The sequence below is a fragment of the Synechococcus sp. BDU 130192 genome (assembly GCF_963876085.1).
Taxonomy (GTDB): Bacteria; Cyanobacteriota; Cyanobacteriia; order Cyanobacteriales; family MRBY01; genus MRBY01.
This window is the reverse complement of record NZ_CAWNNO010000059.1, coordinates 61,916-85,342: the sequence shown is the minus strand read 5'-3', so window position 1 is coordinate 85,342 and position 23,427 is coordinate 61,916. Positions and strand designations below refer to the sequence as shown.

Sequence of the window (23,427 nt, the reverse complement as noted above, 5' to 3'; positions counted from 1 at the left end):
AATAGTAACGACTAAAACCAAAATTTAAGGATTGACCCCATGGATGTGAAAGCGGCGATCGCCTATGCAGCAAAAGAACCCCTCAAGGTAGAAACCGTCCAACTCGAACCCCCCAAAGCTGGAGAAGTGCTGGTAGAAATCAAGGCGACGGGGGTTTGTCATACCGATGCCTACACTTTATCTGGGGCCGATCCAGAGGGGCTATTCCCGGCGATCTTGGGCCATGAGGGGGCTGGGGTTGTGGTTGAAGTGGGGCCGGATGTTAAAAGCCTAAAGCCGGGCGATCACGTTATTCCCCTCTATGTGCCAGAATGCCGCGAGTGCGAATATTGCCTCAGTTTTAAAACAAATCTCTGTCAGGCGATCCGACTCACCCAAGGCCGGGGTGTGATGCCCGATGGTACCGGACGTTTTTCGATTAATGGTGAGCCGCTGTTTCACTACATGGGCACCTCTACCTTTGCTAACTACACCGTGGTGCCAGAAATTTCCCTGGCAAAAATCCGCGAAGATGCCCCCTTTGATAAGGTCTGCTACATCGGCTGCGGTGTCACCACGGGGATCGGGGCGGTGATCAATACGGCGAAAGTTGAAGTAGGTTCTAAAGTGATTGTCTTCGGCTTGGGGGGCATTGGCCTGAACGTGATCCAAGGCTGTCGCATGGTGGGGGCAGATATGATTGTCGGGGTCGATATTAACGATGATAAAAAGGCGATCGCCGAAAAATTTGGCATGACCCATTTCGTCAATCCCAAGAAAGCTGAGAGTGATCTCGTTCCCTACTTAGTGGATTTAACAAAAGGCGGTGCGGACTATACCTTTGAATGTATCGGCAATGTGGAGGTGATGCGTCAGGCCTTGGAAAGTTGCCATAAGGGTTGGGGCGTTTCCACCATCGTTGGGGTAGCAGGCGCAGGTCAAGAGATTAGTACCCGACCCTTCCAGTTGGTGACGGGGCGTGTCTGGAAAGGAACCGCCTTCGGGGGCGCGAGGGGTCGCACCGATGTGCCGAAAATTGTCGATTGGTACATGGAAGGCAAGATCAACATCGACGATCTGATTACCCACACCATGCCCCTTGAAAGGATTAATGAAGCCTTTGACCTGATGCACGCCGGAGAATCCATCCGCAGCGTCGTTACTTTCTGAAGTCTATCTGATCTACTAAATATGTTCAAAAATGGCTCGCCTAGGAATCGAACCTAGTCTACCTACTTTCCAAAAGCCTTTAACTTTGAATGAAAAACTGAAGAATTTTGGAAAGGAGGTAGGAGTGCTAACCGTTACACTAACAAGCCGCCTATAATCTTAAAGTAAACTTCCTAGATAAGTCAAGTAATTTATGATACCACACTCGAAATCGTACATGCAGTACAAAAAACAATCTCAGGAAGCAATTGACTTTATTTATTTATGTTGCTATGCAATACCTTCATTAAATGCATATATGAAAGCGGTAGAAAAAGGATGTGCAGAAAAAATACCAGACGCTGATTATTTTAAGAGCATTCCTTCATACTCTAGACTCCAAGAGATAAAAAAGAATTATAAAAAAGTACTAGGAGATTCACTCACGATAAGTATTTTTAGTTACTTTGAATCTTACGTTTTCAATGTTATTGATGAAGTTTTGGACTTTCATCAGAAAAGTTTAGGAAAAGACCTTTTGGATTTTACTAACGAAAGAAGAAATAAATCCTTTGAACTGGAAAGTTCTGATGAACAGCTCAAAAAGAAGCTAAAGAAGCTTAGGACAGAGCCAAAGAAATCGAATGAACAAGCATATCAAAAAGCAATTGATCATCTAAGGACAACACCATATTTGCTCCCGAGTCAATTATTTTCGTCTTTTGGTGTGAAGCAACTGAAATCAGTCAAGAAATCTTTTACAGCCAAAGACATACCAATAATACTTGAAGATATTTTCGGTTTAGCCATGAGTAGTGAAGAACAAAAAAATTTCGAGGACATAAAGCAATTAAGGAACAATATTGCGCATGGAGATGTTCAAGCAATTGATTTAAAAAAAGCAATACAACATACTAAATTTCTCAAAAAATTAGCAACAAAGTATGATGCTCACGTATGCAAGTTTTTCTTTGTTATTGAGAAAGAGTAAGATGTTATTTGTCTTATGGCTTTTTAAGCAAGTACTATGCATGAGTATTTATTATGAACTTCTTATAATTTAAAAAACATTTGTTTTGAATCAATGACAAAGCTAGTCCTCAATAAAGAAACCCTCTGTTTTGGCGGCAAAGTGCAGTATTACCAGCACGATTCCGAGGTGTGCGGTGTACCGATGAATTTTGCGGTATTTGTGCCGCCCCAAGCCAAAACTCGACCCGTACCAACCCTCTATTACTTATCTGGTTTGACCTGTACTGAGGAAAATTTCACCACGAAGGCGGGCGCCCAAAAATATGCCGCAGACTATGGCTTAATGCTCGTGGCCCCCGATACTAGCCCCCGCAATACGGGCATTGCCGACGAGGATAAAGATTGGGATCTTGGCAGTGGTGCCGGTTTCTATGTGGATGCGACCCAACAGCCCTGGGCAAACCATTACCAAATGTACAGTTACATCACCGAGGAACTGCCCCAACTCATCGAAGCGAACTTTTCCGTGACGGCGAAACGGGGGATTTTTGGCCATTCTATGGGGGGTCATGGAGCTTTAATTTGTGCCCTCCGGCAGCCTGATTTCTACCAGTCGGTTTCCGCCTTTGCGCCGATTGTTGCGCCGAGCCAGTGCCCCTGGGGAGAAAAAGCGTTTACTGCTTATCTGGGCACGGATAAAACCCTCTGGGAAAATTATGATGCGACGGCTCTCTTACAAAAAAATGGCCCTTTAAAGTACCCAATCCTGGTGGATCAAGGCAGCGCCGATGGTTTTTTGGAGAAACAATTACTGACAGAAAAATTGGCGATCGCCTGTGAAAAAGTCGGTCAACCCCTCACCCTCCGCTACCAAGACGGCTATGACCACAGCTATTTTTTCATTGCCACTTTTATGCTTGACCATGTCCGGCACCATGCCCAATTCCTGATTGGCTAAATGTTTTCGCCGAACCTGTTCCATAATGGGAACATCAGTTTAGGTGTGAGCCAAGCATTACAGAGATTATGATTGGGCAGTTACTCGATGGCCGCTATCGCATCGTCAAATCCTTGGCGGCGGGAGGCTTTGGGCAAACCTTTATCGCCGAGAACATTAAACAGCAACTCACTGTTCACATACCCTGATTAAGCCAAAACTTTATAAGATTGGTGTAAGTGTTCTCCCGTTGTTATGACCATTTGTCAGCCCCCAACAAGTCCTCAAAAACCGTTATCGTATCGATGCAAGCTTGACCCCCAGCGGCTGTGGGCTGACCTACCGCGCCTTTAATCTCGAAAAAAATCAACCCGTCGCGATTAAAACTCTCAACCGTCATCTCCACGGCGATCGCCTAAAGTGATCGCATTTTTTTGTTTAAAATTGTCAGAATACACCACGAAAATTCTGTAAGTTTCACTGTTTTCCAATCCCAGCAAGTTCTTACACCATGACCTACCACCAAAGTCAGTGTCTAGCTCCCGATTGTCAAACTATCAATCCCTATGATCATAAATTTTGCCAGCGTTGCGGTAAAAGGTTGACCCTAAGAAATCGCTATCGTTCGGTGCAGTTTTTAGGGGAAGGTGGTTTTGGAAGAGCATTTTTGGCGATCGACTCGGATACCTGGGACACACCCTGCGTGATTAAGCAGTTTTTGCCGAACTTGGGAGGAGCATCTGGCAGTGCGGTGCTCGAAAAAGCGAAAGAATTGTTTAAACGGGAATCGAAGCAGTTGAAAGAGTTGGGCAAACATCCCCAAATTCCTGATCTGTTGGCATTTTTTGAAGAAGAGAGCAAGCTTTATATCGTTCAAGAATATATAGAAGGCAAAAATCTACTAGATCTAGTACTGTCTCAAGGACGTTTTCCTGAGGCAAAGATCCGGGAATTTTTGGCTAGTCTGCTCAAGGTTTTAGAATTTGTCCATGGACAAAAGGTGATTCACCGAGACATTAAGCCGGAAAATATTATTTATCAAACGGAAAAACAACAATATGTACTAATTGATTTTGGGGTGTCGAAGCAGGTGGGCAGTACTTTAACTCAGGTGGGGACGACTGCGGGGACTACAGGATATGCGCCACCAGAACAAATGCGAGGGTATGTGGATTATTCCTCTGATCTTTATGCTTTAGCGGCGACAACAGTTCGGTTATTAACGGGGAGATTTGCGCAAGAGGTCAATGGCTTGCTCGAAGATGAGGTCTATGACATTCCTAATTGTGAATGGGTCTTTGGGGATTGGTGTCGGCGCAATCGGATTTCTCTAAGCAAAGAACTAGAGCAGATACTTTTGAAAATGTTGAGCCTGCGTCCAAAGGAGCGCTTTGCTGCAGCAACGGAAGTTTTATCAGTCTTAAACACAAACAAGAATCAACCACAGCAGATTACTACGCCACGGGTATCCTCTGCTAGAAATCAGCCCTCAATGCCATCTTCTTTCGTGGAGGACTTGGGTAATGGGGTCAAGCTAGAAATGATATTGATCCCAGCGGGAAGCTTCATGATGGGGACACCGTATGATGAAATCACTAAACTGTGCAAGGAATATAAAGTCGATTACTTTAAGCGCGAACGCCCACAACATCACGTAAAGATCAAAAAACCCTTCTACATGGGAAAATTCTTAGTCACCCAAGGACAATGGCAGGCGGTGATGGGAAATAATCCGTCGTATTTCAACGATGGAGACAACTATCCGGTAGATTCAGTATCGTGGAACGACTGTCAAAAGTTTATCGAGGAAATTAATAAAAAAACAAGAAAAACCTATCGACTTCCCAGTGAAGCGGAGTGGGAATATGCTTGTCGTGCTGGCACAAAGACAGCGTTTTATTTTGGGAATACCATCAGCACAGACCAAGCCAACTACGATGGAAATTATTTCTATGGCAAAGGGAAAACCGGGGTCTATCGACGAAAAACAACGGCTGTAGGCAGTTTCCCTGCTAATGCTTTTGGGCTGTACGATATGCACGGTAACCTATGGGAGTGGTGTGCAGATCCTTGGCACGATAGCTATATGGAAAAGTCAAAGCGAGTGAGCGAAAATGGGAACGCTACATGGCCATCTATTTATGAAAGGCTTCGTATACTACGGGGCGGTTCTTTGAACAACAGTCCGAGGTTTTGTCGCTCGGCATATCGCTTCAGGGTCAACCTGAACGGCTCCTACGGGGGGGTCTGGGTTGGGTGTCGAGTGGTTTGCGTTGGCTCCAGTGCTCCCAATTTTTACCAGAATCAATAGATGTGTAAATGTATTGAGCGTGCCTAGTGGGGAGTCCAGCCTAAATCCAGCGATGAGAGCAATCTCATCCAAAAATTACCTTGGGGCCGCGTGGTAGAGTAGCTTGGTTGACAAGCTATGCTGTCTCTATTAGTGGCAGGATTCAAACTTTGTGCTGATGAACAACCTCAAATACCAACCAGAGTAAAATTGTGGAAGTTGCACGCTCCTAATCCTTCTCCTAAAAATACGATGAGTATTCTCCAACAACAAATCCAAGAATTAAGTCTTGCTGAAAAAATTCAACTCGTACAAGACCTGTGGGACGACATTGCCACTACAACAGAGGACCTTCCCCTCACTCAACTTCAAATAGCAGATCTCGATCGCCGTCAAGAGCAATACCAAGCCAATCCGACAGACGTTTCCCCTTGGGCAGAAGTACAGCAGCGCATTTTAGACCGATGAAACGACCTGTTGTTCTAACTCCTCAAACAGAACAAGACTTAGAAACAATCTATGATTGGTATGAACAGCGAAACAAAGGACTTGGGTCAGAATTTATCCGGATCATCGATGCGAACCTCGCCCAAATTCAGCGTTATCCTGAAGCTCACCCTGTCGTTAGAAAAGACATCCACCGCAAAATTATCCGCCGCTTTCCCTACGCTCTGTTTTACATCATCGCAGAAACGCAAATAGTCGTCATTGCTTGTCTTCACCTCAAACAAGATCCCCAACAGCAATCCCGTTTACAGTAATTTAGTTTTCCTTTTGCCCTTTGTCCCATGCCCACCAGCATCACCTTCTGCTACCAAGACGGCTATGACCATAGCTATTTTTTCATTGCCACTTTTATGCTTGACCATGTCCGGCACCATGCCCAATTCCTGATTGGCTAAATGTTTTCGCCGAACCTGTTCCATAATGGGAACATCAGTTTAGGTGTGAGCCAAGCATTACAGAGATTATGATTGGGCAGTTACTCGATGGCCGCTATCGCATCGTCACATCCTTGGCGGCGGGGGGCTTTGGGCAAACTTTTATCGCCGAGGACATCAAACAGTTCAACAAGCCCTGTGTCGTTAAGCAGTTTAAACCCAGTTTTTCTGATCCCGAAGCCCTGAAGGTGGCGCGGCGGCTTTTTGAAGCGGAAGCCCAACTGCTCAATCGCCTGGGCGATCATGATCAAATTCCCCACTTGCTCGCCTATTTTGAAATCAATCAAGAATTTTTCCTGGTTCAGGATTTTGTTGAAGGCCATAGTCTCGAGCGGGAAATCACCGTCGGCAAAAAACTCAGTGAAGCCTATGCGATCGCCCTGTTAAAAAGTATCCTCGAACCCCTCAGTTTTATCCATAGCCAGAACGTGATTCACCGGGATATTAAACCCGCAAACCTGATTCGGCGGAAACAGGACGGCAAAATTGTTCTGATCGATTTCGGCGCTGTGAAAGAACTGGCAGGCACCCAAATCAATGCTCCGGGTCAAACCCGTGTCGGCACCATCATTGGCACCCCTGGCTATATGGCCAATGAGCAAGGCCGGGGCAAACCTAAACTCAGTAGTGATATTTACGCCACAGGCTTGATTATTATCCAGGCCCTGACTGGGAAGCTGCCCCCCATGGGTTATCGTAGTGGCGACGAGCTCTACGAAGATCCCCAAACTGCAGAGATTCTTTGGCGTCAAGATGCCCAGGTTAGCCCAGAATTTGCGGCGATCCTAGACCGAATGATTTGTTTCGATTTCCGCAGTCGTTATCCATCGGCCATGGCCGTAAAAGCCGCTCTCCAATCCCTGACGGGGGCCGCCCAACCCGTCGCCCAGCCAGCCATTAATCTCCAAAAAACGAATTTGCAGGAAGCAGCAGTGCCCGCAACGGTGGTGAGTGGTGGCTTGGGTCAAAACATTCAAGGACAAGCGCCCCTCGCCGCTCCCCCAAAAACCCACTGGGCGAAGTTTCTATTCCGTGCCGTGCAACGGTTTATCGGAGTGTCTTTGCTAATTATGGGGCTGCCGATTGCGATCTATGGTCTCGTGGAAGGGGTCAATGAAAATGTCTCCCAGGAGGACCGCGAAGGGGCGATCGCCGCTTTTATTATTTTCGGGGTTCCCTTTACTGGAACAGGCTCATTTATGCTGTGGCGGTTAAATCGCCAAGTACGGAAGGAAAAGTTTGACTCCGACTGGCTGCGGCAAAATTTCTACCAAACCCTCAGTGAGACCAATGGCGAAGTGACGGTACTCCGTTTTGCCCAAAGTACCCAGCTTTCCGGCAAGGAAGCGCAAAAATATCTCGATGCTAGAGCCAAAGAATTTAACGGCACAACCCGGCGATCGCCCGATGGGGAAATTCTCTATTCCTTTAAGCTCTAGGCCAATTCCCTAGGATGCAGCAAACACTTGGGGCGTTGCCGATTGGATCTTGATTTTGACCCGTGACCCGACGGGAACCAATTGGTTGACGCCCATGCGGGCGTGGAGACATTTTCCAGAATCCGTCTGGAGACAATAGCGGTATTCCCGGCCTAAAAATTGCCGCTCTTTCACAATCACTGGGGACTCTGGCTGGGGAATTAGTTCTAGATCTTCTTCTCGTACCATTAAATCTCCCTCGGCGGCCTGTTCTGGGGGGGCGATCGCCACTTTAAATTCACCGATCTCTGTGCGCCAAACCCCACCAATCCACTGGGCCGGTAAAAAATTCGCATGGGTGACAAATTCTGCCACAAACCGAGAGGCCGGGCGGGTATAAATTTCCTCTGGGGTGCCCAACTGCTCCAGGTTTCCCTGACGCATCACCGCAATGCGATCTGAAATGGCTAACGCTTCCTCTTGGTCATGGGTGACGAAAATCGCTGAAATCCCTGCTGCTTTAATAATTTGACGAATCTCATGGCGGAGGTGATGGCGCACCTGCACATCCAAATTACTCAGGGGCTCATCTAACAAAATTAATGAAGGGCGCGGCGCTAGGGCGCGGGCGAGGGCGATCCGTTGCTGTTGCCCCCCAGATAGCTCGTGGGGGTAGCGTTTTTCTAGGCCCGCAAGTCCCACTAAGTGCAAAATTTCCTGAATCCGTTGGCGAATTTCCTGGCGGGAAAACTTGCGTTCACGGTGACGCAACCCAAAGGCAATGTTGTCGGCGATGGTGAGGTGGGGGAACAACGCATAGTCTTGGAAAACCATTCCCGTATTCCGTCGCTCCGGGGGAAGACAGTGTTCTGGGGTGCTGACAGGTACACCATTGAGAATAATTTGTCCTGCGCTGGGCTGCTCAAACCCGGCAATTAAGCGAAGCAACGTCGTTTTGCCGCAACCGGAAGGCCCTAAAAGTCCGAGAATTTCCCCTTGCTTGAGCTGAAACTGAATATCTCTGACCGCTGGTAGATCTTGGGCACTGAAACGTTTACAAAGACTTTCGACGCGCAGGATGGGGGACTCATTCATAGGGGCTTAACGGTGACTCTCATGGCAGGGCCTGGGGACAATTCCCAAAGGCGATCGCCAATCAATTAAGAACTATTCTCAACTAATGCATCATAACATAGGAATATTTAGTTTGATCGATCAAAGGCAAGATATTTTCTCCAATGCGGCAGAAGGCCTTTGTTTTCCCTGGGGTGCTGTGGGGGAGATTCCACGGTAAGCTAGAAGAACAATTATTTTTGCTCTATTGATATTCACAACAGAACCGTTAATGACTCTACCGAAAACCCTCGAAGCCCATGAAAATGGATGTTTAGTCTGGGATATCGCGGCTGCGGCCGATGACCGGAAAGCCGAAGATATTACGATTTTGAAGGTAGATCAAATTTCCTATCTGGCGGATTTTTTCGTTGTGGTGACAGGATTCTCGCGGACTCAGGTGCGGGCGATCGCCGATGCCATCGAAGAAAGATTAGAAACAAAATATGGCAAAGTGCCCCTACGGATGGAGGGCAAAAGCGAAGGGATGTGGATTCTCCAAGATTATGGCGAAGTGATTGTACACATCTTCCTGCCCCAGGAACGGGAATTTTATAACCTCGAAGCCTTTTGGGGCCATGCCGAACGCATTGAGTTTGAACCGGCGCTCCCTTAAATCTTAAAGCTGTTTTCTGCCAAAAAAACATCAATCTTCCGGTAGCTAGTGGCCTTTATACTGAGTCAGATCGCAAGGATGTCTCGAATGTCATTGCGATATATTGCATTATCTGTTTATTTTCTCAGGAAAGTGCTGCGTAATACTCCGATGACAAAGCCATTAATTTTCCTTTCAGAAATCACGAAAAGCTTTATTTCTTTACAGGTAGACCTCACTCAAAAAACTTTTTTAAAGCCTTGTTTATGATTATTTCTGGGAAAATAATTGATATTTCTTTAAGAAGAAATGTAACAATAGATCTCAGTTTTTAAGGCATTTCCAACCCCAAAGAAAGTTATTAAGTTTCCCAAAATCTTCGTGAATTTTTTTGGCGATCGCCCCGGAGATTTCCTTTTAAGAATTTTTTAAGATATAGAATAAACGTGATATTGAAATAGCAGCCTGTCACCGTGATTCTGTCCAGTCATGGCATGGAATTAGCGCTATTTTTTTGTTTTGTGGGTCGAAATCCATGAATGTTCAACAATTACTACGCGCCTACGAACATGGAGAACGAAACTTTGCCGGGATTAACCTGCAGGGAGCCGATCTCCGGGGTGAGGCATTAATTGGCGTCAACTTCCAGGGGGCCAACCTCATGGGCGCGAATCTGAGTCGAACATTTTTACTAAAAGCAGATTTGTCTGGGGCGGCATTAAATTGGGCAAACCTCGCCCATGCCAAACTAAACGATGCCCAGCTTGTTGGTACAGATTTAACGAAAGCGATCTTAGACGGGGCTTTTATGGTCAACGCTCAACTGATCGAAGCGCGTTTGTGTGGAGCCAGCCTAGACCATACCAATCTACGGGGCGGGAATCTCCGGCGGGCTAATCTGTGCGGCGCGAATCTCGCCCGGGTGAACCTACGCCAGGCAAACTTAAATCAGGCAAATTTAGCTTGGGTCAATGCCCAGGAAGCACGCCTCGGCCATGCGGATCTCCAGCACGCTAATTTACACCATGGCAATTTTAGCCGCGCTTTTTTACGGGATGTGAATTTGCTGGGCATGGATTTAGCAGGGCTAAATTTTTCAGGGGCGAAACTTTATGGCGCTAATCTCCGGCAGGCGAATCTCCAGGGGAGTAATCTCGTCGAAGCCAATCTAAAGCTCGCCTGTTTAGTCGAGGCAGATCTGCGGGGAGCAAAGCTCGTCGGGGCAAAATTAGAAGGGGCAGACCTGCGGAATGTGTTGCTCGAGCCAGAAAATTTAGCGTATTTACCGGGAATCGATCGTCCGGTGCTGGCTAATTTGACCTATCACTCACCCGATGCCCATGGGGGCTGGCAAGGGTTACCCCAAGCCGTTGGTTAGTTGTCAGTCAGACCTCGCCCAGAGATAGGCAGGGACTGCAAGTTCTGTTATGTTTAAGGACTTAGACAGTCTGGGAGACAGCCGAAGGGAATGGCTATTTTGCGCAGTGTACGGTTGGCGATCGCCTGTGGTTTAGGCAAAACAATTACAGCGGTGGTACGGGGCCTCAAGCTCAGTGCGGGCAGTGTCCTCCCGGGGGCGATCGCCCGACGCATTTTTCCAGAGATTCTGCCGGATCTGTTCCAACAGGCGAAAAAAGGCGTCATTTTGGTGGTGGGCACAAATGGTAAAACCACGACTTCTCTGCTAATCAAAGCAATCCTCACGGCCCAGGGCTATAAGCTCGCCCACAATGCTACCGGGGCAAATTTGATCAATGGTTTAACGACGGCCCTCCTGGAGCATGCGAATCTTTTCGGCCAACTCGATATTGACTACGCGATCCTCGAAGTGGATGAAAATATTATTCCGATCCTCCTCAAAACCTGCTCTCCGACCCATATCCTCGCCCTCAATTTATTCCGTGACCAACTCGACCGTTACGGCGAAGTCGATACCATTAGTCAGCGTTGGCAAGCGGCGATCGCCCCCCTCCCGCCGGAAACCACGATTATCGTCAATGGCGACGACCCGACCCTCAATGATCTGGGGCAAAACCTCAGCCAGACGGTGAAATTTTTTGGCCTTAACGAACCGGATTTGTACCTAGAGGCCATTCCCCACGCTGTCGATTCCATTTATTGTCCCCGCTGCGGTGCGCCTCTCACCTACAAAGGCGTTTACCTCTCTCACCTCGGCGATTACCACTGCGATAGTTGCGGCTTTGCCAAAAATCCCTTAGATATCCATAGCCCCGACTGGGGTCAAATCCTCATCGGCGTTTATAACAAATACAATACCCTTGCTGCCGCTCTCTTGGCGGAAACCCTGGGCATTCACCGGGACATCATCAACGAACAGATTCAGTCGTTTAAAGCGGCCTTTGGTCGGGCGGAAGAATTAACCGTCCAAGGAAAATCGGTGCGAATTCTGTTGTCAAAAAATCCCGTGGGCATGAACGAAACAGTCCGCGCTATCACTGATTTACAGCAGCAAGGGAAAACGAGCACCGTCCTCGTCGTACTCAATGACCGCACCCCTGACGGCACCGATGTGTCCTGGATTTGGGATGTGGATCTCGAAAAGCTCACCCAATCCCCCGGCAAAATTATCATCAGCGGCGATCGCACCTACGACATGGCCCTGCGGCTGCGCTATTGCGAAGGGGCTGCCGAATTAATTGTGGAACCGGATTTAACAAAAGCCCTCGACCAGGCGATCGCCCTTAGTCCAGCCGAGCAAACCCTCCATATTCTGCCTACCTATTCAGCGATGTTAGAGGTGCGCCAAATGTTGACGGGCCGCAAAATTTTGTAGGCTAGCAAAAATAAATTCTGCTCTCCAGCGCCACCGTTTTTTTTGATGGATACCACGACGCAAATTTTGTTTGAAACTGGCAAGGATGCTTTTCTCCAGGGGGAATATCGCCAAAGCATCGACTATTTCCAGCGCACCGTTGCAAATCTACCTCCCTATTCCCGCGAATCTGGGGAAGTGCAACTTTGGCTTGTCAGTGCGTACCAGGCGAACAATCAAGGGGAAAAGGCGATCGCCCTCTGCCGTGAACTAATGACCCATCCCTTTGCCAGCACCAGTCAACGGGCCCAGCGACAACTGTACATCCTCGAAGCTCCCAAACTTGAACGACCCAAGGAGTGGCTCACGGAAATCCCCAGCTTAGATAACCTTGATCCGGCAAAATCGCTCTACGTCGAAGGCAAGAAAAAAGTGGAAACCAAAGAACTTGCCATCGAGGATTTTGAAGATCTATCCCAAATCGAAACCCAGGATAATCAGTTTCTCTGGTGGGCTTTGGGCTTGGGTCTCGTGGGCTTGACCAGTTGGGGCATTTGGGGCGGTTAGAATCTCCAGCAATCCAAGAAGGGTGGGGTGGTGCGGTAGGATTTGAAGGCTGTGGCTCCCTTCCCCTCGGTATGATCAAACATTCGTCAGCCTCAACTTTAGAATATTTACCACCCCTAACAGAACTGGGGATGGTTCTCCTGCCGATCGCCCCTGGCTGGGGGGTCGCTTGTCTGGGGATTCAAATGATTATGTTGTTAAAACAGGCTGGACGACAGCTATGGCAGCAACCGTTAACTTGGATTTTTGGGGCCATTTCAATTTGGCTATTCGGAGTAACGGCGATCGCCCCCTATCCTTTGGAATCGTTGTTGGGGGTTGCTAACTTTGTCCCGTTTTTCCTAGTTTTTCTCGCTTTCTCGACCCTCTTCAATACCCTGGAACGTTTGGAGCGCTTGGCGTGGCTGATTGTGGCCCCTTCTTTGGCGATCGCCGTTTTAGGTTTAGGGGAGCTTTGGTTTGGCTGGCGGACGCCCCCTCTGATTTGGCAACTGTTTGGCTGGGGTTTGACAGGGGAAGGAAATCCCCCCACGCGGTTGTCCTCCACGTTTATGTATGCCAACATTTGCGCCGCCTATCTGTTGATGGCTTTTTTATTGGGGGTGGGGCTATGGTTGCGGGATTTCGCTTGGGGAAAGTTACGGCAGTCCCGAATTTTTCTTTATCTCACCTTGACCTTACTCCTGGATGGTGTTGCTCTGATTTTGACAAATTCCCGGAATGTCTGGGCGATCGCCTTTTTAGGGCTGTTTATCTATGCCATTTATGTGGGCTGGTGGTGGATTTGTGGCTTTGCAACGGGCTTCGGTACCGCCATTCTCGGCGCATCTTTTGGCCAAACCCCCTGGCGCGATCCCCTGCGCCAGATTGTGCCTTACTATTTTTGGGGACGTTTATCGGATCAAATGCACCGTGGCCGTGCCATCGAAGATCTCCGCATTACCCAATGGCAGTTTGTCCTAGACATGATTCGTCAGCGGCCTTTGACGGGGTGGGGCATCCGCAGTTTTACCCCCAGCTATGAAGTGGCGATGAACCGTTGGCTGGGCCACCCCCACAATTTTTATCTGATGCTCACTTCTGAAATTGGCATTCCCTTCGCGGCTTTATTGATCGGTACTATTGGCTGGCTCTACGCCCAGGGAGTGTTGGCCTGGCACAAGTTAACGAACCAGGGCGATCGCCTGTTGTTGTTTAGTTATCTGATGGCTTTTGGCGGTTATGTTTTGTTCAATACCCTTGATGTGACGGTGCTCGATTTGCGTTTAAATTTATTTACTTGGCTCCTCCTGAGCGCGATCTGGGGTTTGGGGCAGCAAGTAAATCAGGCCGGAAATCAAAGTCAAAGCGACAGCCAGCCAGAATAAACCGAAAGCCAATATTTCCCCTTGGGCGGTAATTGGGTAAATTAACAAGGCGATCGCCGCAATTTGGGTCACTGTTTTCGCTTTTCCCCAGAGATTTGCCCCCTGAATTTTCTTTTCTCCGGTGACGCGCCAGCCAGCAATGGTCAGTTCCCGCGCCAAAATCAGGAAAACGCCCCAAGCAGGAATTTGTTGTAGATGAACCAAAGATAATAGCGGCGCTGTGACCAGCAGTTTATCCACGAGGGGATCGAGAAATTTGCCTAAATCTGTCACTTGATCCAGTTTGCGGGCTAAATAGCCATCCAGCCAATCGGTCAGGGCCACGACGAGAAAAATAATTAGGGCAATGAGGCGTAGTCTCGGCGTCGGATTTTCTAACAGAAACAAGAGGAAAGGCACACCCGCCAATCGAGAAACCGTGATCCAAGTGGGTAAATTCATATAAACTTCTCAGAACAACCTAACCTTCCATCATGTCACACCAATGTCTGTTTCCATGACACGCGTTGCCCTCTTTGGTACCAGTGCTGATCCGCCTACGGTGGGCCACCAAGCGATCCTCCGCTGGCTCAGTGAACATTACGATCAAGTGGCGGTTTGGGCTGCCGATAATCCCTTTAAAAAACATGGGGCATCCTTGGCTCAACGGTCGGCGATGTTGCAGTTGGTGATCGAAGATTTAGGTTGCGACAATGTTCTGGTGGATGAACGCCTCAGCGATCGCCGCAGTTTACATACTCTCCAGCGCGCCCAGACTATTTGGGGTCAAGAAACAGCATTTTTTCTGGTAATTGGCTCTGATCTAGTCAGTCAAATTCCCCGTTGGTACCGGGCCAAGGATCTCCTCCAACAAGTTACTCTCCTCATCTTTCCCCGCCGGGGCTACCCTCTCCAACCAGAAGCACTCCAACAACTAGAAGCCCTCAAGGGTTCCTGGGAAACAGCGACCTATGTGCCACCCTCGGTTTCTTCCAGTGAATATCGCAGTGAAGGCAAACAAAAGACAGTTATTCCCGCTGTTACTGAATATATCCAGACCCACAATCTGTACCAAGAGCTTTCTTGAGTCGTTTAAAAATTACGCATCAGTCGGGGCGATCGCCGTTTTGGATAGGGTCTTGGGGGAGGATTATTGGGGTTTTTGCTGTAGCGTACCCGCAGTTGTTCCCGCACATCCCAAAACACATCTCGCCGCAAATAGGGATATAGCCCCACCCAAAGATTAAGTCGAGGTACATAGGCATCCGTTACCTTTAGTTTGGGGCCGAGATTGCGCTGATTCGACAACACCAACAGTTCAACGGCTTGGCCTGGTTTGAGGTTGCGATGGATGGGGGCGACTGGGGCTTGAATGCGGGCCAAATAGCCTTCTTTGTCACCGACTTCTAAGTTAATGCGGCGTTCTCGATTTTCGACCCGCAACAAACGACCAAGTTTATCGACTTCTTCCTGGGTACGGACAATTTCTTCGGTGAGGTAAACATCGAGAATCTTGCCTCGCCAAAAAAAACAGTAGGCTTGCCGTCGATATTCTGCGTTTTTCAGACTGGCGGAGTAGATGGGCGACCAAAACCAATACAAACCACCAATGATTTGGGTCAGGAGCCGCAGGGAATCGGTTTCTCGCAGCAAGAGGCCCAGTAAATAAAACAAGACCACCAAAATAAAAGAGATTAGGGCGCGTCGTAAAAAATCTTCGGTTTTCCCCCAGTAGTATTGGTATTGCTCGGCGCTGGCGACCAGGGGGATCAATTGTTCAAATTTCTCTTGGGTAATGGGAATGAGCATTGGTTAATCTTGGGTGCCCTCTTGTGGCGATCGCCCTTGATGATCCTGAATGATTTTGGTCACCGCTTCAACAGAATCATCGACAATCTCGGCAATTTCCTCCACCGAAAAATTCCTTTGTAAAAGACGAAGTACAACTGAAATTTCTTTTTCTCGCTGACCTCGACGCTGACCTCGACTAAGAATTTCGTTATACCAAGGCGATTCCCGAAGTACAGTCATATCCCACCTCATAATTTGTTGAACAAGGGGCAGATCCAATACAAAGCTAGCAAAAAAGGCCAACAGCGGCTCCAATTCATCGAGTCGTTCCTCTTGACGGAGTTGGTAGACCGCTTCCCGAATTAAGCTTTCATCATTGCCCCCGGCGAGAATCGGAACAAAGGGCAACAATGAGGTTAGGGATTGGGCCAAAACCAAATTAGCTTCCACCTCCCAAAGATTAATCACCTGATAGTCCTGCCTCGTTTGCAACCCTTTAAACACCGCTTGGTAGGAAGTCGGAATCTGGGGTTTGCTTGCCGGGGGCAGAATATTGATCAGTACTGGGTAAACGGGCAAGTTGAATTTTTCCCGCGCTAAGGCTGCATAGGCCGTCATCCGACGGGGCATCTGGGCGGTATAACGCAACTGCAATTCGTTGAGCAGCAGAAAATCGCCATCTTGGGGACAGGTCACGCGCAACAGCACATCGCTATCCCGGCTGACCCACTGGAATTGGGGATCGATAAATTCCTGGGCCTGGAGCGTTTGATCCCCCATGACCCACTGCACCCAGGCATCGGGGTTAAGACTAATGAGACGTTTACTGCCAATATCGGCGGATTTAGCCATAATTTTGGCAAGTACTACAGGATATTTTCTAAGCCGTAAACAAGGGTATTTAACTCAGTCACTTTACGAATCGAGAGCAGTACACCGGGCATATAGCAGGAGCGATCGCTGGTGTCATGGCGTAGGGTATAGATTTGACCAGGAGCACCGAAAATCATTTCCTGGTGGGCGATTAAACCAGGTAACCGAACGCTATGGATGCGGATATTATCTTCGGTGACAGCTCCCTTTGCACCGGGCATCTCTTCTTTTTCTTCTACTTCAGCGGGATTGAATTGCTTGCCGAGCTCCGCCAGCATCTGCGCCGTTTTAATCGCAGTGCCACTGGGGGCATCGGCTTTTTGGTTGTGGTGTAGCTCGATGATTTCGACGTGATCAAAATATTTAGCGGCCTGTAATGAAGCCTGTTGCATGAGGACGACGCCAATGGAAAAGTTGGGAATAATCAATGCTCCGGTGCTGGCTTTTTCGGCAAATTCCTTGAGGTCATTGATTTGTTCTTCGCTTAATCCTGTGGTTCCCACAACAGGACGCACCCCATAGGCGATCGCCGCGCGCGTATTCGCATAAACCCCACTGGGATGGGTAAAGTCCACCATCACCCCTTGGATTTTGCTCTGGGTCGCCATGACCAGGGAAGCCTCTAAATCGTTCACAATGGGCACTTCAATCGCACCACAGCCCGCAACTTCCCCTGCATCCTGACCGAGGAGCGCCGGATTTTTATCCACAGCAGCGACAATTTCTAGATCCGCTGCCCCAGCCACTGCTTTGACCACTTCCCGGCCCATTTTGCCACCGGCACCGTTGATCACCACTGGGATTTTGTTGATATTTTCCATGACTTCCCTTAGAAAACTTTTTTAAAAAGCTTGACACAAGATCGCCAAAGTCACAATAATTGAAGTTTGTGTGAATTAGAGTAGACAAACCCTTGGCTAACGTAGTTGTCATTGGTGCCCAATGGGGTGACGAAGGAAAAGGAAAGATCACGGATTTACTGAGCAAATCCGCCGATGTTGTCGTGCGCTCCCAAGGGGGCGTGAATGCAGGACACACCGTCGTTGTGCAGGGACAAACTTTTAAGCTTCATCTAATCCCTTCCGGCATTTTATATCCAGATACCGAATGTATCATCGGCTCAGGGACGGTCATTGACCCGAAAGTCCTCCTCGAAGAAATTGATCAGCTCCACCGTCTGAATGTTTCGACGGAAAATCTGTTTATCTCCCAAACCGCCCACGTGACGATGCCCTACCACCGTTTAATCGATGGGGCCTCCGAAGAAATGCGTGGCGATCGCAAAATTGGCACCACCGGACGGGGAATCGGCCCGACCTATGCCGATAAGTCCGAACGGACGGGGGTACGAGTTCTAGACCTCATGGATCTTGATAACTCCCAAGACAAATTCGTTTGGGCGATCAAATACAAAAACGTCATTCTCGAAAAACTCTACGATCTGCCTCCCCTAGATCCCCAGGAAGTCATCGAAGAATATCGTGCCTATGCCGATGCGCTACGTCCCCACGTCGTAGACAGTTCCCTGAAGGTTTTTGAAGGCGTCAACGCGAAGAAAAATATCCTCTTTGAAGGCGCCCAGGGCACACTCCTCGATATTGACCACGGAACCTATCCTTACGTCACCTCCTCTAACCCCATTGCTGGGGGGGCTTGTGTTGGTGCTGGCATTGGCCCCACCATCATTGACCGCGTGATTGGCGTCGCTAAAGCCTACACCACACGGGTCGGCGAAGGGCCGTTCCCCACAGAACTCGACGACGAGATCGGTGAACTCCTTGGCCATGTGGGTGCAGAATTTGGGACAACCACGGGGCGGCGGCGGCGCTGCGGCTGGTTTGATGCCGTTATTGGACGTTACGCGGCACGGATCAATGGCCTAGATTGTCTAGCGATTACTAAATTAGATGTGCTCGATTCCCTCGATGAGATCAAGGTCTGTGTGGCCTACGAAATCGACGGGGAAGCTTGTGAACACTTCCCGAGTAATGCTAATCTGTTTGCTCGTTGCCAGCCGATTTACAAGACAATGCCCGGCTGGAAACAGCCCACGAGTGATTGTCGTTCCCTCGATGAGTTGCCCAAGGAAGCGCTTGCCTACTTGAAATTCCTAGCAGAACTAATGGACGTGCCGATCGCCATTGTTTCTCTAGGGGCAGGTCGAGAACAAACGATCATCGTCGAAGACCCAATCCATGGCCCCAAACGGGCTTTGTTGGATCGTAACGGTGAACCCATCGGCTAAGCCTGCTATTTTTTAACTTTTTATTTTCTAACGCTATTTATTTAGGTTATTTCCCATGTCTTTAACGATTGAATGTCAAGCTCGCCCTGAAGGGGTCAACCCCCGTGCACTCCGCCGTGACGGCCTCCTACCCGTCAACCTCTATGGCCATAAGGGTGCTGATTCTGATGTTTTTGTGGTGAACTACAAAGATGCCCTAACGTTGCTGAAAAAAGTAACCCCCAACGAAACCGTAGTTGAAGTCAAAACCCCCGATTGGTCTGGCACTGCGGTTGTGCGAGAAATCCAGTCCCATCCCTGGAAGCGAAACTTACTACACCTCAGCTTTTTCCACACGGATGCTGCGTAAGGACACCTAATTTGATTGGTTAAGATGGGGAGGGCGTCACAGAAAGTGCCCTCTTTTTTTGTGGCTTGATAGTGAATGGGAACAGTTATGACAACGGCAACGGCCACCTGGACAAGGCGACATATTCTGTCACTGATGGATTTTTCGGTGGCGGAACTGGATGCGGTACTGCAGACGACCACTAGCTTGCGGGATGTTTTATTTCGTCGCATGAAGAAGGTGCCCGCGCTGCAAGGGCAGGTGGTCACAAATATGTTTTTTGAGCCATCGACCCGTACCCGGAGTAGTTTTGAGTTGGCGGCGAAACGGCTTTCGGCGGATGTGATGAATTTTGCGCCGGGATCTTCGTCCCTGAGTAAGGGGGAAACGATTTTGGATACAGCGAAGACTTATCTGGCCATGGGGGCAGACATTATGGTGATTCGCCACCAGCAATCGGGTGTTCCCCAGGCGATCGCCGCCGAGATGGATCGGATAAATTCAGGCGTCAGTATTCTCAATGCGGGGGATGGACTCCACGCCCACCCGTCCCAAGCCCTATTGGATCTGTTTACCATTTGCCGGGTACTCGATCCCGAAAATCCCCGGTGTGAACTTTTGCGGGGCAAAAAAATTGCCATTGTCGGGGATATTATGCACTCCCGGGTGGCCCGCTCGAATATCTGGAGTTTGACTACCGCTGGGGCCGATGTCCACTTAGCCGCGCCGCCCACTTTGCTCCCAGAAGGATTTCGGGAATTTGCCACGGACGCCGCGGGAAGCCTCAAGCTCCACTGGGACATTGAACCTGCCCTAAAAGATGCCGATTTTGTGATGACCCTCCGCCTGCAACATGAACGGATGACCGCCCATCTCCTGCCCAGTTTGCGGGAATATCATCAACGGTTTGGCATTACAGGCGATCGCCTTAAATTTTGTCAACCAGATGTTAAAGTGCTCCATCCGGGGCCTGTGAATCGTGGCGTGGAACTTGCCTCCGATGTGATGGATCATCCCGCCCTCAGTCTTGTTTCTGAGCAGGTGACCAATGGCGTCGCTGTACGGATGGCGTTGCTTTATCTCATCGGTAGCAGCAAGGCCAATGGTTCTCTCAATTAGTTCTTGGCGCAATAACCTACAGCAAAGTTGTGGTCAGACTCGGCTGCATTTTACTCAACCAATAAAACTGGAACGGTGCCAGCACAAGTTGTTTTTCAAAAATTTCCGGTGCATTTTGACTGTATAAATCAATCAATAAATCCTGGTCATGGCAATCAAAAGGATGACAGGCTAAGTGACTAAGATCTAAATTTTGATAGTCCGGTGAAAAATTTCCAATGACTAAAATATGATCCCGTTTATTGGGACTAATGCGCACAAACCCAAATAGGTGCGAATTATCAATGGATAACAGTTGACGATTATTGAAATCAGCAAAGGCAGGAATTGCTTTACGTACTGCGATCATGTGTTGTAAAGCAGAAAAAATATGGTGTTCAATGGTGCCTTCAATGTGTCGTAGTTCTGCTTTTTTCCAATTAATTTTCGGTCGATGGGCCCAGCGGGTATCATTAGCTTTACTCAAATTTCCTACGTAGGAATAGTCATTTAAAGTGCCAATTTCATCGCCATAATAGATTAGTGGAATGCCCCCAAAGGAAAAAATAATACTGTAGAGTAACAAAATATGTTTGATAATAATCGCTATTTTTTGATGATCATTGGCCTCAATAGCTGTTTCTAAGCCCATTAAAGATGTCAGAGTACCTGAAATACGGGCATCGTCATTTTTAGAATTTTGACCAAACAGTAAACCCCTCGCGTCGGTGCCTTCAAATTGGCCACAAAAATAGTCAATGAGAAACCGTCGGTGGGATTTTGGATCATAGCCCGCCTGGGCAATATCTGCATCGGTAAACCCCAGGCCAATGTCATCATGGCAGCGAATATAATTGAGCCAGGTGGCGCGGTCCAGCTTTGCCGGAATATTTTTGAGTCCTTGGATTAAAAGTTTGGCATTCTTGGTGGCGGCGGCATCCCACAGGAGGGCCATGAGCGTGGCATTGTAGGCAATTTCACATTCCTTGGCGTTGATCGCATCCTCCCCGAAATACCGCACAATTTCTACGGGGGCAACAATCGCCTCGGCAATGAAAATGACCCCTGGGGCGGTAATTTGGCAGCAGTCTTTGAAGATCTGCAAAATCATGTGGGCTTCTTTTTCGTTTTGACTCTGGCTGCCGATCTTTTTCCATAGAAAAGCGACCGCATCGAGCCGCAGCACATCAACGCCTTGGTTGGCCCAAAAGAGAATAATATCGACCATTTCAATGAGCACCGCTGGGTTTTGATAATTAAGATCCCATTGGTAGTTATTAAAAACAGTCATCACCCATTTTTGTAATTCTTCATCCCAGGTAAAATTACCCGGAGCCGTTTCTGGAAAAATTTCTGGGAGATTTTTTTCAAACATGTCGGGAATATCCCGTGTGTCGAACATGTAATAATATTTCTGATATTTTTTATCGCCTTTACGTGCTTTTTGTGCCCATTCATGTTCGTTTGAAGTGTGATTAATTACAATATCGAGGGCCAACAAAATTTCTTTTTGGCGAAAGATTTCTACGAGGTGTTGGAGATCCTGGAGGGTTCCAATTTTGGGGTTAATTTGTCGATAATTACTGATAGCATAGCCGCCGTCACTGGCATGGCGAGGGCACTCTAATATCGGCATAATGTGGATGAAATTAACTCCTAATTCGCTGAAATAGGCAACGCGATCGCCTAGGTCTTGGAGATCATCGGCAAAGCCATCGGCATACAAAGTCATACCGACCCATTGGGATTCAAGAAACCAGTTAAAGTTTTTTTCCCGTACTAAATCAGTCTGTTTAAATTCTGGCGATCGCCCAATGTATTGATAGGCCATCACTTCGACCAGTCTCAGCAGTTGGGCCTTAAAGTCTGAGCGGCGACCATAGAGTTTATAAAAGAGAGAGAAAAGGCTGTAAAAATTGGCACCTAGACGGGTATAAAAGTGACTTAATTCTTGTTCTTTAAGTTCGGGCCTTAATTGATCTAAAATCTCATTTAAAATCGAGTGAGAAAACTGTTCGTACATAACCCGAAACCTAAAGTTTAGAAAATTGAACCGTATTTATAGTAAAGCAAAGGTGCTTGCAAAAAAACGTTTGCAGAAAATTAAATGAGTACTGGGTTAACTCCAAGCAATTATAACCGCCAGGCCTGAATAAAAGGTTGATAAAATCGGGGATCTTCACTTACCGCACCACGAATCCCCACAATAGCGCTGGCAAAGGCTTGCGCCCGTTCTAGGGTTAGGACAGATGGCCAATCATTCATAAGCCCCAATAAGCAAATACTACAAAAAGCGTCCCCAGCTCCAACCGTATCAACCACGGTGGTATTTTTTGGAGGAGAAATTTGTTGGCGATCGCCTTGGGTGTAGAGACTCGCACCGGCTTCTCCCGCTGTTAGGATAATATGCCGTAGCGAATTCTGATTCAATAAATGATCGATGGCAAGGTTAGTTGAGGAAAACTCAGGTGTGAGTAACGTTAATTCTTCGGTATTTAATTTCACATATTGACTAGCAGCTAGGGCAGAAGCAATAGTTTCTAATGTCCACCAGGGTTGACGTAAATTCACATCAAAAAAAATCTGGTCTGCTCGTTGCTGTAGTACCCTAAAACTGGCTTGAGAAACAGCATTTCTGAGGGCAAGACTGCCATGGTAAAGCCAAAATTCATTTTCTAATATGGGAAACTGTTGACTATCAACAAAATCATAGGCGCAGTCGGCGGTGATTTCATATTGGGGTTGACCCTTTTCCAGGGTGACTTGAACGGTTCCGGTGGGGTGAATTTTATCTATTTGAAGACCAGCAAGGGTCATCTGCCAAGTCTGCATTTTGGTTTGAATTGCCGCCCCAAGATCATCGGTTCCAATCCGAGAAATTAACAAAGGATTGGCCCCAAATGCCTTTAGATGCCAGGCCACATTGAAGGGAGCGCCCCCCAGCTTTCGATCATTATCGGGAAAAATATCCCACAACACTTCACCAAAAATTACAATATTTTTTGCCATAGT

The 23,427-nt window shown here is 48.0% G+C and carries 23 protein-coding genes; 16 read left to right on the top strand and 7 right to left on the bottom strand.

The window, feature by feature from the left end; genetic code table 11:
• Positions 1–39 precede the first annotated feature (39 nt).
• The 7 genes from AACT35_RS12975 (at position 40) to AACT35_RS12945 (ending at position 7,707) form a co-directional block, all read left to right on the top strand.
• Positions 40–1,149, top strand: coding sequence for an S-(hydroxymethyl)glutathione dehydrogenase/class III alcohol dehydrogenase (locus tag AACT35_RS12975; protein WP_099238125.1), 1,110 nt, complete (start codon positions 40–42; stop codon positions 1,147–1,149).
• 217 nt (positions 1,150–1,366) lie between these two features.
• Complete coding sequence (locus AACT35_RS12970; protein ID WP_099238123.1) at positions 1,367–2,119, top strand: HEPN domain-containing protein; 753 nt, start codon at positions 1,367–1,369, stop codon at positions 2,117–2,119.
• Between the two features lie 93 nt (positions 2,120–2,212).
• Positions 2,213–3,058 (top strand): S-formylglutathione hydrolase, encoded by an 846-nt coding sequence (fghA, locus tag AACT35_RS12965; RefSeq protein WP_099238121.1) that lies wholly within the window; start codon positions 2,213–2,215, stop codon positions 3,056–3,058.
• Between the two features lie 490 nt (positions 3,059–3,548).
• The gene (locus AACT35_RS12960) at positions 3,549–5,348 is read left to right on the top strand and encodes a bifunctional serine/threonine-protein kinase/formylglycine-generating enzyme family protein (protein WP_065710312.1); all 1,800 of its coding nucleotides are present in this window, start codon (positions 3,549–3,551) and stop codon (positions 5,346–5,348) included.
• A gap of 231 nt (positions 5,349–5,579) precedes the next feature.
• Positions 5,580–5,795: an addiction module protein gene (locus AACT35_RS12955; protein ID WP_099238119.1), complete on the top strand. Its 216-nt coding sequence runs from the start codon at positions 5,580–5,582 to the stop codon at positions 5,793–5,795.
• On the top strand, positions 5,792–6,088 hold the full coding sequence (locus tag AACT35_RS12950; protein WP_099238117.1) for a type II toxin-antitoxin system RelE/ParE family toxin: 297 nt from the start codon (positions 5,792–5,794) through the stop codon (positions 6,086–6,088). Before AACT35_RS12955 ends, AACT35_RS12950 begins: the two co-directional genes overlap by 4 nt.
• A 209-nt stretch (positions 6,089–6,297) precedes the next feature.
• Positions 6,298–7,707, top strand: coding sequence for a serine/threonine-protein kinase (locus AACT35_RS12945; RefSeq protein WP_099238115.1), 1,410 nt, complete (start codon positions 6,298–6,300; stop codon positions 7,705–7,707).
• A gap of 9 nt (positions 7,708–7,716) precedes the next feature.
• On the opposite strand, the gene AACT35_RS12940 is transcribed toward AACT35_RS12945, so the two are convergent.
• The gene (locus tag AACT35_RS12940; protein WP_099238113.1) at positions 7,717–8,781 is read right to left on the bottom strand and encodes an ABC transporter ATP-binding protein; all 1,065 of its coding nucleotides are present in this window, start codon (positions 8,779–8,781) and stop codon (positions 7,717–7,719) included.
• Between the two features lie 250 nt (positions 8,782–9,031).
• Here AACT35_RS12940 and rsfS point away from each other — a divergent pair, with 250 nt between their 5' ends.
• From rsfS to AACT35_RS12915, 5 genes are all read left to right on the top strand, one after another.
• The gene (gene rsfS / locus AACT35_RS12935) at positions 9,032–9,415 is read left to right on the top strand and encodes a ribosome silencing factor (RefSeq protein ID WP_099238111.1); all 384 of its coding nucleotides are present in this window, start codon (positions 9,032–9,034) and stop codon (positions 9,413–9,415) included.
• A gap of 514 nt (positions 9,416–9,929) precedes the next feature.
• Entirely contained in the window at positions 9,930–10,772 is an 843-nt protein-coding gene (locus AACT35_RS12930; RefSeq protein WP_254047956.1) for a pentapeptide repeat-containing protein, read from the top strand.
• 90 nt (positions 10,773–10,862) lie between these two features.
• A complete protein-coding gene (locus tag AACT35_RS12925; RefSeq protein WP_099238107.1) occupies positions 10,863–12,188 on the top strand; it encodes a Mur ligase family protein in 1,326 nt (441 codons plus the stop codon).
• Positions 12,189–12,233: 45 nt separating this feature from the next.
• Complete coding sequence (locus AACT35_RS12920) at positions 12,234–12,734, top strand: tetratricopeptide repeat protein (protein WP_254047955.1); 501 nt, start codon at positions 12,234–12,236, stop codon at positions 12,732–12,734.
• A complete protein-coding gene (locus AACT35_RS12915; protein WP_254047954.1) occupies positions 12,722–14,101 on the top strand; it encodes an O-antigen ligase family protein in 1,380 nt (459 codons plus the stop codon). Before AACT35_RS12920 ends, AACT35_RS12915 begins: the two co-directional genes overlap by 13 nt.
• Here AACT35_RS12915 and pgsA read toward each other — a convergent pair.
• Complete coding sequence (gene pgsA, locus AACT35_RS12910) at positions 14,006–14,542, bottom strand: CDP-diacylglycerol--glycerol-3-phosphate 3-phosphatidyltransferase (RefSeq protein ID WP_099238103.1); 537 nt, start codon at positions 14,540–14,542, stop codon at positions 14,006–14,008. The genes AACT35_RS12915 and pgsA overlap by 96 nt on opposite strands.
• A gap of 55 nt (positions 14,543–14,597) precedes the next feature.
• Here pgsA and AACT35_RS12905 point away from each other — a divergent pair, with 55 nt between their 5' ends.
• Positions 14,598–15,167 (top strand): nicotinate-nucleotide adenylyltransferase, encoded by a 570-nt coding sequence (locus AACT35_RS12905; protein WP_041443395.1) that lies wholly within the window; start codon positions 14,598–14,600, stop codon positions 15,165–15,167.
• Positions 15,168–15,172: 5 nt separating this feature from the next.
• Here AACT35_RS12905 and AACT35_RS12900 read toward each other — a convergent pair whose 3' ends face one another.
• The 3 genes from AACT35_RS12900 to dapB are packed head-to-tail and all read right to left on the bottom strand — an operon-like array spanning position 15,173 to position 17,565.
• Positions 15,173–15,889, bottom strand: a complete 717-nt coding sequence (locus tag AACT35_RS12900) for a hypothetical protein (protein ID WP_012306507.1) — start codon at positions 15,887–15,889, stop codon at positions 15,173–15,175.
• A gap of 3 nt (positions 15,890–15,892) precedes the next feature.
• Positions 15,893–16,723 (bottom strand): transposase, encoded by an 831-nt coding sequence (locus AACT35_RS12895; RefSeq protein ID WP_065710321.1) that lies wholly within the window; start codon positions 16,721–16,723, stop codon positions 15,893–15,895.
• A 14-nt stretch (positions 16,724–16,737) separates the two neighbouring features.
• Positions 16,738–17,565 (bottom strand): 4-hydroxy-tetrahydrodipicolinate reductase, encoded by an 828-nt coding sequence (gene dapB / locus AACT35_RS12890; protein WP_065710322.1) that lies wholly within the window; start codon positions 17,563–17,565, stop codon positions 16,738–16,740.
• A 92-nt stretch (positions 17,566–17,657) separates the two neighbouring features.
• Here dapB and AACT35_RS12885 point away from each other — a divergent pair, with 92 nt between their 5' ends.
• From AACT35_RS12885 to AACT35_RS12875, 3 genes are all read left to right on the top strand, one after another.
• Positions 17,658–18,989, top strand: a complete 1,332-nt coding sequence (locus AACT35_RS12885; protein ID WP_012306510.1) for an adenylosuccinate synthase — start codon at positions 17,658–17,660, stop codon at positions 18,987–18,989.
• Positions 18,990–19,044: 55 nt separating this feature from the next.
• Entirely contained in the window at positions 19,045–19,338 is a 294-nt protein-coding gene (rplY, locus tag AACT35_RS12880; protein ID WP_012306511.1) for a 50S ribosomal protein L25, read from the top strand.
• Between the two features lie 87 nt (positions 19,339–19,425).
• A complete protein-coding gene (locus tag AACT35_RS12875; protein WP_041443396.1) occupies positions 19,426–20,436 on the top strand; it encodes an aspartate carbamoyltransferase catalytic subunit in 1,011 nt (336 codons plus the stop codon).
• Between the two features lie 16 nt (positions 20,437–20,452).
• Here AACT35_RS12875 and AACT35_RS12870 read toward each other — a convergent pair whose 3' ends face one another.
• On the bottom strand, positions 20,453–22,246 hold the full coding sequence (locus tag AACT35_RS12870) for an alpha-amylase family glycosyl hydrolase (RefSeq protein ID WP_254047953.1): 1,794 nt from the start codon (positions 22,244–22,246) through the stop codon (positions 20,453–20,455).
• A 302-nt stretch (positions 22,247–22,548) separates the two neighbouring features.
• Positions 22,549–23,424 carry a carbohydrate kinase family protein gene (locus AACT35_RS12865; RefSeq protein ID WP_099238099.1) on the bottom strand — a complete coding sequence of 292 codons (876 nt, stop codon included), beginning with the start codon at positions 23,422–23,424 and terminating at the stop codon, positions 22,549–22,551.
• Positions 23,425–23,427: the final 3 nt, after the last annotated feature.